Origin of the sequence: Staphylococcus pasteuri (assembly GCF_003970495.1) — a bacterium.
In the GTDB taxonomy this organism is placed as follows: domain Bacteria; phylum Bacillota; class Bacilli; order Staphylococcales; family Staphylococcaceae; genus Staphylococcus; species Staphylococcus pasteuri.
In genome coordinates, this window is sequence record NZ_RXWW01000049.1 from 1 (window position 1) to 14,315 (window position 14,315).

Annotated in this window: 15 protein-coding genes; 6 read left to right on the forward strand and 9 right to left on the reverse strand. The window is 29.7% G+C overall.

All coding sequences use genetic code 11. The features are described 5' to 3' along the window. Positions 1-107 precede the first annotated feature (107 nt). A complete protein-coding gene (locus tag CD121_RS07440) occupies positions 108-1,496 on the forward strand; it encodes an L-cystine transporter (RefSeq protein ID WP_029056586.1) in 1,389 nt (462 codons plus the stop codon). 67 nt (positions 1,497-1,563) lie between these two features. On the opposite strand, the gene nfsA is transcribed toward CD121_RS07440, so the two are convergent. Further along, positions 1,564-2,319 carry an oxygen-insensitive NADPH nitroreductase gene (gene nfsA, locus CD121_RS07445; RefSeq protein WP_070451902.1) on the reverse strand — a complete coding sequence of 252 codons (756 nt, stop codon included), beginning with the start codon at positions 2,317-2,319 and terminating at the stop codon, positions 1,564-1,566. A gap of 494 nt (positions 2,320-2,813) precedes the next feature. Between nfsA and ahpC the strand changes: the two genes are divergently transcribed. From ahpC to CD121_RS07470, 5 genes are all read left to right on the forward strand, one after another. Then, positions 2,814-3,383 carry an alkyl hydroperoxide reductase subunit C gene (ahpC, locus tag CD121_RS07450; RefSeq protein ID WP_002451489.1) on the forward strand — a complete coding sequence of 190 codons (570 nt, stop codon included), beginning with the start codon at positions 2,814-2,816 and terminating at the stop codon, positions 3,381-3,383. Between the two features lie 17 nt (positions 3,384-3,400). After that, positions 3,401-4,924 (forward strand): alkyl hydroperoxide reductase subunit F, encoded by a 1,524-nt coding sequence (gene ahpF, locus CD121_RS07455; RefSeq protein WP_107999929.1) that lies wholly within the window; start codon positions 3,401-3,403, stop codon positions 4,922-4,924. Positions 4,925-5,133: 209 nt separating this feature from the next. Beyond that, entirely contained in the window at positions 5,134-6,876 is a 1,743-nt protein-coding gene (locus CD121_RS07460; protein ID WP_126567752.1) for a hypothetical protein, read from the forward strand. A gap of 139 nt (positions 6,877-7,015) precedes the next feature. Continuing rightward, complete coding sequence (locus tag CD121_RS07465; RefSeq protein WP_070451894.1) at positions 7,016-7,642, forward strand: NDxxF motif lipoprotein; 627 nt, start codon at positions 7,016-7,018, stop codon at positions 7,640-7,642. A 177-nt stretch (positions 7,643-7,819) separates the two neighbouring features. Further along, on the forward strand, positions 7,820-8,200 hold the full coding sequence (locus CD121_RS07470) for a YdeH family membrane protein (protein ID WP_017638452.1): 381 nt from the start codon (positions 7,820-7,822) through the stop codon (positions 8,198-8,200). A gap of 76 nt (positions 8,201-8,276) precedes the next feature. Here CD121_RS07470 and CD121_RS07475 read toward each other — a convergent pair whose 3' ends face one another. The 8 genes from CD121_RS07475 to CD121_RS07515 all read right to left on the reverse strand — a co-directional run bounded on the left by CD121_RS07475 (position 8,277) and on the right by CD121_RS07515 (position 14,256). Further along, on the reverse strand, positions 8,277-8,855 hold the full coding sequence (locus CD121_RS07475) for a histidine phosphatase family protein (protein ID WP_046467361.1): 579 nt from the start codon (positions 8,853-8,855) through the stop codon (positions 8,277-8,279). A 22-nt stretch (positions 8,856-8,877) separates the two neighbouring features. Beyond that, positions 8,878-9,507: a LysE family translocator gene (locus CD121_RS07480; protein WP_017637489.1), complete on the reverse strand. Its 630-nt coding sequence runs from the start codon at positions 9,505-9,507 to the stop codon at positions 8,878-8,880. A gap of 683 nt (positions 9,508-10,190) precedes the next feature. Next, complete coding sequence (locus CD121_RS07485) at positions 10,191-10,445, reverse strand: GlsB/YeaQ/YmgE family stress response membrane protein (RefSeq protein ID WP_017637491.1); 255 nt, start codon at positions 10,443-10,445, stop codon at positions 10,191-10,193. Between the two features lie 559 nt (positions 10,446-11,004). After that, on the reverse strand, positions 11,005-11,520 hold the full coding sequence (locus CD121_RS07495) for a VOC family protein (RefSeq protein ID WP_126567755.1): 516 nt from the start codon (positions 11,518-11,520) through the stop codon (positions 11,005-11,007). A gap of 514 nt (positions 11,521-12,034) precedes the next feature. Further along, on the reverse strand, positions 12,035-12,463 hold the full coding sequence (locus CD121_RS07500) for a protein-export chaperone SecB (protein WP_159463784.1): 429 nt from the start codon (positions 12,461-12,463) through the stop codon (positions 12,035-12,037). 14 nt (positions 12,464-12,477) lie between these two features. Beyond that, a complete protein-coding gene (locus CD121_RS07505) occupies positions 12,478-12,771 on the reverse strand; it encodes a hypothetical protein (protein WP_126567759.1) in 294 nt (97 codons plus the stop codon). 1 nt (position 12,772) lies between these two features. Beyond that, a complete protein-coding gene (locus CD121_RS07510) occupies positions 12,773-13,339 on the reverse strand; it encodes a hypothetical protein (RefSeq protein WP_126567762.1) in 567 nt (188 codons plus the stop codon). A gap of 125 nt (positions 13,340-13,464) precedes the next feature. Continuing rightward, entirely contained in the window at positions 13,465-14,256 is a 792-nt protein-coding gene (locus tag CD121_RS07515) for a hypothetical protein (RefSeq protein ID WP_126567765.1), read from the reverse strand. Between the last annotated feature and the right edge of the window lie 59 nt (positions 14,257-14,315).

Genomic DNA, 14,315 nt, shown 5'->3' on the forward strand with positions numbered 1-14,315 from the left:
GAGTATTCCTATAATATTTACAATCATACCCTTGATTTATAAAAATAACAGTTATATTCTTAATACATAACTTTTATAAAAAATGAATTGTTAAGGGAGTGTTGATTTTGGTTCCATTTTTAACAGTGGTTAATGTTATTGTGCTTATTGCCTTTATTATCATGTTAAATGTCATGGCTAGAAAGCATATATCATTTCCTAAACGTGTGTTTACAGCATTAGCTATAGGCATCATTTTAGGCATCGCAATGCACCTCATTTATGGTGTGGACTCAAAAGTAATCGAAACTACAAGCGATTGGTTTAGTATCGTAGGTGACGGATATGTCGCATTACTACAAATGATTGTTATGCCGCTTATCTTTATTTCAATCGTTTCAGCATTTAGTAAAATTCAAATTGGGGATAAATTCGCTAAAATTGGTAGCTACATTTTTATGTTCCTCATCGGAACTGTTGCAATAGCTGCATTAGTAGGTATTGGATATGCTTTATTATTCGGTTTAGATGCATCTTCAATTGATTTAGGTAGTGCAGAACATTCACGTGGTAGTGAAATTTCAAAAGAAGCTAAAAACTTAACTGCACACACATTACCTCAACAAATATTAGAACTATTACCAAGCAATCCTTTCTTAGACTTTACTGGTCAAAGAACTACGTCTACGATTGCCGTAGTAATATTCGCTTCATTTGTAGGATTCGCCTATTTACGTGTAGCTCGTAAAGAACCTAATCATGGCGATGTACTTAAACGTGGTATAGAAGCCATTTATTCAGTTGTCATGGCTATTGTTACTTTCGTATTAAGATTGACACCATATGGTATCTTAGCCATTATGACATCAACTATAGCGACAAGTGACTTTGCTGCTATATGGACTTTAGGTAAATTTATGATTGCATCTTATGCAGCACTAATTACGATGTATATCATTCACTTAATCATTTTATCTATCCTTGGTATTAATCCAATAAAATATATGAAGAAAACATTCGAAGTGCTAGTGTTTGCCTTCACATCACGTTCAAGTGCTGGAGCGTTACCATTAAATATCCAAACACAAACAACACGTCTTGGTGTTCCTGAAGGTATCGCAAACTTCTCAGCAACATTCGGTTTATCAATTGGACAAAATGGATGTGCGGGCATCTACCCTGCTATGCTTGCAATTATGGTTGCACCAGTAGCTCATGTAGATATCGACTTACAGTTCATCGTGACATTAGTAGCAGTTGTTATCATAAGTTCATTTGGTGTTGCAGGTGTAGGTGGCGGTGCGACATTCGCTTCTATCTTAGTTTTATCAACTCTAAACTTACCTGTAGCTTTAGCCGGGGTTTTAATTTCTATAGAACCACTTATAGACATGGGTCGTACTGCACTTAACGTCAACGATTCTATTTTAGCCGGTACTGGTACCGCAAAACTCACTAAAAATTGGGACAAAAAATCATTTGAATCTAATGAATACGGTGAATTAACAACGAATTAAATTTCAGATTAAAAAAGGGAGAATGCCTATTGTAGTGGCATTCTCCCTTTTTATGTTCATGTATTTATTATTTTTTAATTAATCCTGCATTATTCAATTGATTCAACATGTCTAATCTTGTTTTATTTCCCATAAATGATTCAATTTGTTCTGACCAGGTTTCGCTTCTTTCACCATTGGTACGTTCTTTATAATAATTACTTATTGTTTGATCATAATCTTGTAGTTCACTAATTTGTTTGTCTTTATCTGAATTATATTTGTTTCTATGGAAGACATGCTCTAAAGGTAAGCGGGGTTTCGCTGCACCATTTTCATTATCAGCTGGTTCACCAACAGCCATTCCAAATAGAGGGAAGGTATATTCAGGTAAGTCTAAAATCTCACGTACTCGTCCAACATCGTTACGTAATGAACCTAAATAAACCATACCATATCCCATATCTTCAGCTGCGACTGCAATGTTTTCTGCAACAAGTGCAACATCAATAGAACCTACTAATAAACCTTCAGCTGATTCAAATGAAATTTCCATATTTGATTCTGCTTTTTCATTAACTAAATTATGACGATAATAATCTAAAACAAATACAAATAAGAATCCATTTTCAACAACATACGGTTGTCCTGATACTTCTTTCAAATCTTCTTTAATTTTAGGGTCATCAACACCAATGATTGAATATGCTTGTAAAAAACTAGATGTTGATGCGCTTTGACCTGCTTCAACCAATTTCTCTACTATTTCTTGGCTTAATGGTGTTGTTTTAAAACGACGCACCGAATGATGCTTTTTCATTAACTCATATACATAATCTGACATTATAGTTCCACTCCTATATATTCGAAAAATAAAATTCCCGTAATTTATCTTTAATTATTGTATACCCTTTTCAATTAGATTTTAAATGAGTTGCACTCACTAAAATGATAGTCTTACAATGATTAAATCGTGTTTTATGAAAGTTATGATTTAACATGTTAGTATCGAGGTATAGTATGATGTAATAAAATTACACCATATTATCAATCATAAGTATTTAGTTGAGAATGAAGTTATTATTTTAATATTAAAAAGTATCATTATTAATATTAATAATTACTTACTCTATTCTAAATAATAATTTCATTAGATATGCTAAAACACTTACAACATCAATTTTAAAAGTATATATTCATATGTACGAGTTGATGAAGTTGACTATTTAATATCTAGATGTAATAATATTAAACAAGAGATTAGAATTATTATAATTAAACAATGATTGTTATCTAATTCTAATAAAACATTCTCAATTAATCAGGAGGAATTTAACTATGTCTTTAATTAATAAAGAAATCTTACCATTCACAGCGCAAGCTTACGATCCAAAGAAAGATGAATTCAAAGAAGTATCTCAAGAAGACTTAAAAGGTTCTTGGAGTGTTGTATGCTTCTATCCTGCAGACTTCTCATTCGTTTGTCCAACTGAATTAGAAGACTTACAAAACCAATATGACAAATTACAAGAATTAGGCGTAAATGTATTCTCAGTTTCTACTGATACTCATTTCGTACACAAAGCTTGGCATGATCATTCAGATGCTATTAGCAAAATCCAATACAATATGATTGGTGACCCTTCTCAAACAATCACTCGTAACTTCGACGTATTAGATGAAGAACTTGGTCTAGCACAACGTGGTACATTCATTATCGACCCTGATGGTGTTGTACAAGCTGCAGAAATCAATGCTGATGGAATCGGCCGTGACGCTAGTACATTAGTTCACAAAATCAAAGCTGCTCAATATGTACGTCAACATCCAGGTGAAGTTTGCCCTGCAAAATGGGAAGAAGGTTCTGAAACTTTACAACCAGGATTAGACTTAGTAGGTAAAATTTAAGGAGGCATTAATTAATTATGCTTAATGCTGATTTAAAACAACAATTACAACAATTACTTGAGCTAATGGAAGGCGACGTTGAATTCGTCGCTAGCCTTGGCTCTGATGATAAATCTAAAGAATTAAAAGAATTATTAGATGAAGTAACAGAGATGTCATCTCACATCACTCTTACTGAAAAAGAATTGAAACGTACGCCTAGTTTCTCAGTAAATCGCCCAGGCGAAGAAACTGGTATTACTTTCGCAGGTATTCCTTTAGGTCACGAATTTAACTCACTTGTATTAGCTATTTTACAAGTAAGTGGCCGTCCACCTAAAGAACAACAATCTGTTATTGATCAAATTAAAGGCCTAGAAGGTTCATTCCATTTTGAAACCTTTGTAAGTTTAACTTGTCAAAAATGTCCAGATGTTGTTCAAGCATTAAACTTAATGAGTGTAATCAACCCTAACATTACACATACAATGATTGACGGTGCAGTATTCCGTGAAGAATCTGAAAACATCATGGCAGTACCTGCTGTCTTCTTAGATGGAGAAGAGTTTGGTAACGGCCGTATGTCAATTCAAGATATTCTTAACCAATTAGGAAGTACTGCTGACGCATCAGAATTCGAAGGCAAAGACCCTTACGATGTATTAGTTATCGGTGGCGGTCCAGCAAGTGGTAGTGCTGCAATTTATACAGCACGTAAAGGTTTACGCACTGGTATTGTGGCTGACCGCATTGGTGGACAAGTTAATGATACTGCTGGTATTGAAAACTTCATTACTGTTAAAGAAACAACAGGTTCTGAATTTTCATCTCATTTAGCGGATCATATTGCTCAATACGACATCGATACTATGACTGGTATCCGTGCTACTAATATTGAAAAAACAGATAGTGCAATTCGCGTTACGTTAGAAAACGATGCTGTACTAGAAACTAAAACAGCCATCATTTCTACAGGTGCAAGTTGGCGTAAACTTAATATTCCAGGCGAAGATCGTTTACTCAACAAAGGTGTTGCTTTCTGCCCTCACTGTGATGGTCCTTTATTTGAAAACAAAGACGTTGCAGTAATCGGTGGCGGTAACTCTGGTGTGGAAGCAGCGATTGATTTAGCTGGAATTGTTAAGCATGTCACTGTCTTCGAATATTCAGAAGAATTGAAAGCTGACAGTGTACTTCAAGACCGTTTACGTTCATTATCAAATGTTGATATCAAAACTAAAGCAAGAACAACAGAAGTTATTGGTGAAGACCATGTCACTGGTATTAAATACGAAGATATGAACACTGGCGAAGAGCAAGTGGTTAATTTAGATGGTATCTTTGTACAAATCGGTTTAGTACCTAACACAGCATGGATATCAGATGCTGTTGAATTAAATGGTCGTGGAGAAGTTGTTATTGATAATAATAATAGCACAAACGTTCCAGGTATCTTTGCCGCTGGTGACGTGACTGATCAGAAAAACAAACAAATCATTATTTCTATGGGTGCAGGCGCAAATGCTGCCCTAAACGCATTCGATTATATTATTAGAAATTAATACCCGCTATAAAACATTTCATTAAAATATATCTTCAAAACAGAATTCCTTATTGGAATTCTGTTTTTTTATTATTATATTCAATAAACATGTTATGATATAAGTAATGAAAAATTTTTATCTTTTAACATCGTTGGGTTTTTACATTATGACGTAAACTGTTTTCTAGTCTAAATCCATCACACATCATATATTTTAAAGGAGCTATTATGAATACCTTAAATCATATTACTAAAGTGAAAATTTATGAAATCCAAACATTTTTAGACATCCCTAGAAAACTTTCACCACTCGAAACATTACATATTACTTTTCAACCACACAATGTGAACCTTATTTATAACAATATGGGAAAAGACGAACAAACATACATCGAAAACTTGTTAAAGGATGCTTCATCAACTGTTAACGTTAATGAAGACATAAAAACTACTTGCAAATTAACAGATCAATTAGGATTCTTCTATAAAGAATCTACAGATGAATATATTATAGACCCTATCTATTTAAATAAGGTAAATGAATATGTTTTTACTGGACTCTATGAATATAAAGACTTAGATAATGATAACAAGCAATTGCTAAAAGAATTTAAAAAGCTAGATGAAAAAGTACGTTACAATATAGAACATACTAATTTAAAAGATTATTTAACAACTTTAAAAGCAAAAGATATTCAAAACATCTTAAAATTTTACGAATTTAAAAATACTTCAAAATTAAAAAAAGCTGATGCTGTGAAATTAATCAATGATACATTCTTTGAAAATAATGAATTGTTAGAACGTGTATTCAATCAATTTACAAATTCAACATTATTTATATTTCAATCTATATATGAAAACGACAAAAATTACACTTCCAATATAGATATCGCATCAACAGTTAATGACGTTCAAGAACTCACTTCACCATCACAGTTATTCAATTATTCATTTATATTCAACTACAATGCACGTTATAATATCGTTTCGATACCATATGACGCATTAGATTTTATAGATAAATATATTCAGTCAACTGGTGGCTTAGAATCGGTTATTGATGACCAAATTGAAAGAATCGGCACTCAAAAAGATAATATATTTGAATCACTAGCAGAACATTCATTAATCTCTGAAATTGAGGATGATTTAACTGGTTGGGATAGTTTAGGTGACTTTGATAGCTTAGCAGATTCTGAAGACAATTTTACTGAAAATGATATCATTGAGGCATTTGAGGAAAATAATCCAGATAATCAAGACGAGTTAGATAACAGTACATTAGAATCAGTTAACATAGAAAATTATATGGATCCAGAAATCCGTCAAAATCTAGTGCAAGAGCAATTGAAGCATTTTAAAAATGATCCTAAAAAACAACATTACGTTACACCTCTAAATATCTATATTGCAATCACAAATCTGTATGGTTATGCTTCTTTAGAGCGTGTGTCCTATTTGATGAAACATCTATATAATAAAGAGATGACTCAAAATGACATTAAAGATGAGATTAAAGATATGGATATCAATCGTTTAGTGACTATTCAAAACGATATGCTATTACATCCTGTCATTCCTTTGTTAACAAATAGTAGTGATATTGATGACCCATTTAAAGAGTTCTATGTACCAGACAATTTAGATGAACTGCTAACATATGTAAACAATGAGTATTATGAACGCAATACCAAACTTAAACAGTTCATTAAATTCATTAGAAATAACATTAAAGCAAATGATGATATTGAAAAAGAAAAAGCCGTTCAGTATATACTATTTCATTTAAGAATAGCACCCGATGAAGAACATGCTGTTGAAATGATGAACAATCTTATTAAAGAGGATAAGATTTTACCAGTTCCAGATAAAACATTGAGCAAACAAATAGAAAAAGGTTGGACTCATCTAAGATTATGGAGTACACGTGGTTTTACAGTTCAAGAAATCTTGAATTCCACTAAATAATGAACGTACACAAAATGTTCATAGTTCATTATTTAATCAATGCTTAAACATTCAAATCATTTTTGATACGTGATACGCTATAATATATAATAAATTAAACACAATGAATATTGTACGAATAAAAGGAGTACCAAACCTAATGAAGAAAAGAGTCCTACTCACGTTAATCTTATCATTTGCACTTGTACTATCAGCTTGTGCCAATAAAAGTGAAGATAACAATGATCAAGATTCACACAGTAATGCTCATGCACCTAAAAATGCTAAGCAATTAAAAGAAAAAGATATTTTCACTTCTAACAAAAAGAATGCAACAATAAGTGAAGATGAAATGAACAAAGCACTTGAAAAATATTTACAAGTCAATAGCGATATTCTTGATAATAAGTACGTTATCCAACACCAATTAGATCGTCAAAGTGATAGCAGTAAAAAGATTACTAAAAAACAATCAGATCGTTTAAGTGAACTATCTAATTTGGCTGTTAAAAACGACTTACACTTCAAAAAATTCGTGAATAATAATAAAATTCCAAATGAATATAAAGATCCAACCAATCGTATTATCAAATATTTCAAAGCATTAAATAGCACTATTGCTGATGTCGATGAAGAGATTGAACAATTAAACTATCAACCTCAAAATTCAATCAATGTTGTTGATGTGCCAACTAACTATGCAGGCGATGTAAATAAAAAACAACAAGATAAAATCAAATCATTCTTGGATAAGAAAAATATCAAGACAGACGTATTTGATAAATAGTAAATAAGCTTCTATTCGGTAAGTTTCATTATGAAAACTAATCGAGTAGAAGCTTTTTGTATGCTGTATTTATTTGGTTATACGCATTTATCGTAACATTGACATCATTACAATACTTAGTCACACTATTAAATGAGCAAAATTTTAAAAACAACATATATTTATAGGAGTGAGAACATGAAACGTCGCGTAATTTTTGTGATTATTGCAATTTTATCAACTGTTGCTACAATCATTATGTGCGCTAAGCATCCGACAGGCCCACATACAATAAGCTTAGATAAACCTGCAGAACTTTGGACTGCTATTGGTACTGTAGTTGCATTTGCGCTACCTGCACTTATTTTAAGTATTTTCAATCATCTTACTACTAGAATTATATCTAGCGTTCTACAAATTATTGCAATTGTACCTTGGTCTGGATTAGCTGTTGTCGCATTTATCCTAGAAGACTATTCAGTCGGTATTACTGCTGCAATTTCTGTTATTTTAATTATTATTAGTACATTCGTCACTTTAATTGTAGGATATCCCAAACAGAAGAAACAAAATTCATAAAACAAGACACCCGGCTGTCTTAATTTATAAAAAAAGTGAAATGCGTTTGTATTATACACGCATTTCACTTTTTTTATTATATTTCAATCAAATATGGCTTACAGTTTTCAACGTTAGCAGTTAATGCTTCGTCTTTTGTTAGTTGCTCTAAATAAACAAATAGACATCTAATAACAACTTGATGCGCTACAATAACAATCTCTTCTGCCTTTTCATCTACAATCGTATCGAAAAACATCGAAACTCTATCATAAACATCTTGATAACTTTCTCCTTCAGGTGCTTTTTGAGTAAAGCTATGGCGAAAATCTTTGTAATTATCGTCATTAAAATATTTATAAAAATGCTGATCTTCCGAAACCTCTTTTTTAAATTTACCTTCAAATACACCTAATGATCTCTCTTTAAGTAAATCTGTAGAAGTCGTAGGAATATTGTATGGAAATATTGCTTCATATGTTTGCTGTGTTCTCAATAAACTTGATACGTACACATGGTCAATCGTTTTATTCGCAAAGTAACTTACTAATGCTTGTGCACTTTCAGTCCCCTTTTCAGTTAATGGCACATTAAGTTGACCACAGAAATAAGGTTCTCCGTGCTTATTATCATAATTTGATTTAGATTCACCATGTCTTACTAAATATACTTTCACATTAATTCCCACCCTAATTTGCTTAACTTGATTTACTTAATAATAAATTAATTGATAGACCAATCAAAATAATACCTACTGCATAATCAAAAATTGCTTTAATTTTCGGATTACTGAATAATAATTTAATATATTGGAATATGAATACACAAAATAAAAACCAACAACATACGACTAACACTACAGATAAGACTAAAACTGCTACTTGAGATGTCATATGTATATTTCCTTGTGATAAAAATTGAGGCAGTATACTCACGTAATAAAGTAATGCTTTAGGATTTAATATGGTGCTTAAGAATCCTTGTCTATACGATGAAAGATATGAAACTTTGTTTAAATCTTGCTTTTGATCATTAAAAGACATGGATTGACGTGCTGATAAAATAGAACGAATACCTAAATAAATTAAGTAACACGCCCCAAATATTTTAATTAATAGAAAGACGTAATATAAACTTGTTAATATGTATATAATTCCGAAAATAGCTAAACTCGCATAAACAATATGACCAGTCGTAATGCCCAATGCAGCTAACATACCATTTCTTTTTCCAGAATGGACAGTATTCTTCATGACAATTAGAAAATCTGGTCCTGGTACAATAATCATTAATAGTGAAATTAAAATAAACGTTACAATACCTTCCATGATGAATCCCTCCATAATAATATCCTATCAAGAGCCGCATAAACATACAACAAAACGAAAAATATTGAGAATAGACTAACAATTTATGTATATAAAATTAATAGAATTAAACATATTCAAATATGATTGCATAATTAAAATTAAATGTGTACAACGAAAAAATATTAATAGAATTAAGTTGTTTTAATTGGTATTTTAATTTGATTCATGATACTATGTACATGTAGTTATTAAGTAACTACAAAGTCTTTTATATTCATGAACATAATACTCCTGGATGGCGTTACCCAGCGTCATCCTCTTTTTATGCAAAAATTTAAGTGATATTGCAATTTGCATTTTATAAATTATTTAAAAACCATTTACTTTATTTATTAACTATCTTTTAGGGTACAAAATAAATGAGGAGGGTTTTTATGAAAACACTTATTATAATATTAGGCATAATAGTTATGTTGTCATGGGGTTACCTATTCTATGTATTTAAAAAGAAGGGTTATGGCCAACAATCAATTAGAATTCAAAATATTATCCTTCTTTCTTGTCTTTTAACACTTCTAATGACCATTTTAGCAAGCATATACGTAGAATGATAAACTGATACTTACAATTCCAAAATAAGATTATATACAAAAATAGAGATGTCCTTATTTTCGAAGGTCATCTCTATAACTATATTTCAATTATTTTTTTCTTAAGGCTTTTAAGATTAAAGAAACTACAAAAATTAAAATAATTGAACCTAGTAATGCTGGGAAGATATAAATTCTACCTAATTCTGGACCCCAATGTCCAAAAATCATTGATCCAACCCAAGCACCAACGATACCAGCAATAACATTACCTAAAATACCTCCTGGGATATCTTTACCAAGAATTGCGCCTGCAATCCAACCGATAAGACCACCTACGATGATCATTCCTATTAGTCCAAACATGTATCTTCACTCCCTTCAATATGTAATTATTATATTGTCTACTTAAGGTGTATACCCCATATTCACTATTCGAAACGAATTTGGATAAAAATTTATTAAATTCAGTAAATAAATAGATATTTATTGATTGATTCTTATTAATCATTAGTTTAAAATTTTTAATTGCGATTAATTTAACAAAAATAAATAACTACTAACTAAATGGGATGGTTGTTAACATAATGATTATGGGAGGATGCATTATATGAAGAAAAATAAACTATCCTTTTTTAAAATATGCTTCGATGTGTTGAGTGCTATTTCAATTATTCTAATCCTATCTATTATTACACTTAACTTCTTTATCAAAGGTCATTTACACGGTCAGTTTGAAATCGGATTTCATGTGGAAAGCAAACAAATATATTTAATGACATTTTTAATTCTATTAATTATTTGTAGCAGCTTAACTTCATATATTATTGGCCATGTTAGTAAGAATAAATAGGAAAAAGCTATGGTTATGACATTTATTATCAAGTGTCTTAACCATAGCTTTTTTGATGATTTATATTTGACTTTATTCAGGAATAAATACTTCTGCTTCACTATCATTTGGATAGTAATATCCGTTTGGAATACATTGCAATTCTATCAATAAGTTCCATTCAGTTTTTAAATAAACACTACTACTATTTTCACTATCTTCATATCTAGAATTATCATGTTTTTCTGATAAAGGTATTTCTCCTTCTACTGCTTGTTTGATTGCTACATCCATATCTTCTACAAAAATTGAAATATGATTAAAACCTAAATCCTCTAATCTTAAAGGTGATTTTTGATCACTATTTTGAATTTCAAACATTTCTATATTGGCGCCATTACCTATGACAATCATTCTTTGCTTTATAATTTCTGCTCCTTCTGATAAACCAAGCATTCTCTCAACCTCTTTACCCTTACGAGGTTCGTCATCATAAGTTAATCCATCATAAGCAACTTTTGCTCCAAATGCATTTTTTAAAAATTTTGTTGCTTCATCGATATTGGGAACAGTTAAACCTACATGATTAATACCTTTAATATTATCCATCAACAATACTCCTAACCGTATTTTTTATTAACTCGTTACTTCTAATAACAAGTTGTAACAAGCGATTTAATTTACTCTAATTACCTTCCCCTATTTAATGGAGCATATTCATTGATAAGATTTTTAATATGGCTTGCCCTCAAAACTTTTAATAACATTGATTTAGTAGTTATAAAGGGAATTATTTACTTAATTATTCTAAGTTATTCTCATTATGTCCTTTTTCTACTCTTCCTAGATCCCACAATAAAAAAAGACCCTCATAAGTTATACTTACAAGGTTCTGACAATAAATAATATATTATTTTTCTTCTTTTATATAGTTGAGTTTTATGTTTATTTATACTATAGTTTTTAAAAATGCTCATGCATAATTACTTATAACTGTTAAATTAATATTCAAAAAGTTTAACATTGGTTTGAAAATTACATCCTATTCATATCTCTAAAATCGACTATTATATATATTATTTAATAACAAAAAGGAACAATTGCTATTTTTGTAATAATTTTATTAGTTGTTCATCTTATTATTAGTGAAATTATAAAAAGGTAGTATATAGGTTGGTAATCCACTGGCACTAGTTATATAACTTATATGCGGTCTACAATATGAATATAATATAGCTGCTGCATTAATATTTAAGTAGTCATCTACTTCATTAGGCTTAAAATTATCCCATTCAAAAATAGCTGCTACTTCAACCTTTATATGAAAAGGATTTATTTCTTCCATTCCTCCTATTTCTATTTCTATTGATACTAAAGAAGAACCCTTTAAATCATTTTCTTTATCAAAGGCTTTTTCAAACCCTTTACTAATTTCTAATTTAATTTCGCTTATACCTTCAAATTTTTCTACATTAAAATTATTATTGACATTAAAACTTATATTTTTTAAATAGGGTTCATTAAAGCGGATATCTTTTCTAACCTCTCCCACTACATACACCTCGCTTATGCTGCATTTATTGACGCACTTTCCACTTTATTTTTATCATAGTTGTGGTTTTGGTATTCGTTTTTCTTATCTTGATTATTATTTTTTAGTTTATCAAAATATTTTTTATCTTCAAAAGTAGTATCGATAGTTATACTCTTACATTCATTTTTGTATTTTAATAAACCTACTCTATACTGGTTGATGTTCTCTTCAATTTCAAAATCAATCATTTTTATCTGATCTTCATTCATTTGTTCAATTTCATCAAATATTTCATTAAACGCTTCATTTAACTCTCTGATATTCATATTATTCACCCTTACCACATTTTTGAAATATCGCTCTTTCATCTTTAACACAATAAATCGTTTTTACCAATGAAGTCACAAAGTTACTTCTACTTATTTCATGAATTTTAATTTTTTTCCCCGTAATTATTTTTTGTTCATCCCAATTTTTATATAATCCATGGCATTTTACTACATGGAAATGATCACTAAATTTCTTTACCTCTTTAAAAATTGTATTAATTACAAGTCCTAATTCGTATTCATCTTCTAAATTAGCGAAATCAATTGACTTCGATCCTTTTTTCTTTAACATATTGAAAGCACTTTGTAGTTTATTTAAATGATTTTTGTCAGTTAAATCCAATAATTTTTCTAATAGTAAAATTACTTTTACAATTTCTCTACTTTCAACTTTTCTTTGCCAATATTGTGCATTACCATAATTATCCCAAAAATACATACCTTTTCCAAGCCAATAACCATCTTCTAAACTTTCCAAAAGATTTACAGAGCCATCTAAAAAACTATTTATATTTTTTGGCATATTACTGTGATAAGCTTTTATTACCTCCTGATTGCAATCCATAACTTCACCTATTTATTTTTAAATATAAACAACTATATTATCTTCTTAATGGTATATTCTTGTCAATAACTTTTTGTAAGTTAATTATACATTATTTTAGGTTAATTAACACTTTAAATGGTTTATCAAATATTCTTATCACTTTTCATCATTCTTAAAAGTTCTTTGTATGTTTTATCAATATAAACTGTCATGGTTTTGTCTAATATTATAAGTAACTCTTCAACTATTTCTAAAATACTGCTAGCCAAATTATTTAGAACGACTTTTTTCCCTTTTGGTGCTTTATAAGTTAATGGATTAACGTCGTTTTTCATATTATACATTGCTTTCCTAATAGTTTCTAAAGGATCTTTTTTATTAAAAGTTAACGAATATATTTTAGTTGTATTCTCTTCATATTCTTCTAAATGTCCATTATGTTTCACATAATTATTTGTTTTCCTTACCTCTTTTAACTTTGTCCTATACAACTCTTCTAAGAGTTTAATAATTTCTTTATTTTCATTATTAAATTTAATATTTTTAATTCGGAAGTTTTTTTCTTTGTTATATCTTTTTTTATCATTATTATATAATTCTTTATTTTCTTGCTCACTAAGAGACATAAAATTCAATAATTGGTATAAATTGTCGTAAGCTGCTTGTAAATAAAAATTACTACTTTGTATATTAATTAATTCTTGAAATTTATCTTTACATTTAAACCAATATTCCTCTAAATAATATATAGAAGTATAAATATTAAATGCCACTGCACTATATTTTAAACCTAATATTTTTTGTGTTGAATTTATTTTCCAACCATCAATAAAATTTTCTGCAACTGCAAAGAATGTATCTTCCACATAATATTTATTAATAATATCTATATTTTTATATTCAACTCTTAAAACTTCAATATTATAATACCTCATAATATCACTCCTATCTAAACTAATTATAACTTAAGATTTTAGATAGCTTACACATAGGA

Bases quoted from the DNA above. Each gene is read 5' to 3' on its own strand.
- nfsA (WP_070451902.1), bottom strand. From the start codon at position 2,319: ATGTCAGATTATGTATATGAGTTAATGAAAAAGCATCATTCGGTGCGT.
- ahpC (WP_002451489.1), top strand. From the start codon at position 2,814: ATGTCTTTAATTAATAAAGAAATCTTACCATTCACAGCGCAAGCTTAC.
- ahpF (WP_107999929.1), top strand. From the start codon at position 3,401: ATGCTTAATGCTGATTTAAAACAACAATTACAACAATTACTTGAGCTA.
- CD121_RS07460 (WP_126567752.1), top strand. From the start codon at position 5,134: ATGAATACCTTAAATCATATTACTAAAGTGAAAATTTATGAAATCCAA.
- CD121_RS07465 (WP_070451894.1), top strand. From the start codon at position 7,016: ATGAAGAAAAGAGTCCTACTCACGTTAATCTTATCATTTGCACTTGTA.
- CD121_RS07470 (WP_017638452.1), top strand. From the start codon at position 7,820: ATGAAACGTCGCGTAATTTTTGTGATTATTGCAATTTTATCAACTGTT.
- CD121_RS07480 (WP_017637489.1), bottom strand. From the start codon at position 9,507: ATGGAAGGTATTGTAACGTTTATTTTAATTTCACTATTAATGATTATT.
- CD121_RS07485 (WP_017637491.1), bottom strand. From the start codon at position 10,445: ATGTTTGGACTAATAGGAATGATCATCGTAGGTGGTCTTATCGGTTGG.
- CD121_RS07495 (WP_126567755.1), bottom strand. From the start codon at position 11,520: ATGGATAATATTAAAGGTATTAATCATGTAGGTTTAACTGTTCCCAAT.
- CD121_RS07505 (WP_126567759.1), bottom strand. From the start codon at position 12,771: ATGAATATCAGAGAGTTAAATGAAGCGTTTAATGAAATATTTGATGAA.
- CD121_RS07510 (WP_126567762.1), bottom strand. From the start codon at position 13,339: ATGGATTGCAATCAGGAGGTAATAAAAGCTTATCACAGTAATATGCCA.
- CD121_RS07515 (WP_126567765.1), bottom strand. From the start codon at position 14,256: ATGAGGTATTATAATATTGAAGTTTTAAGAGTTGAATATAAAAATATA.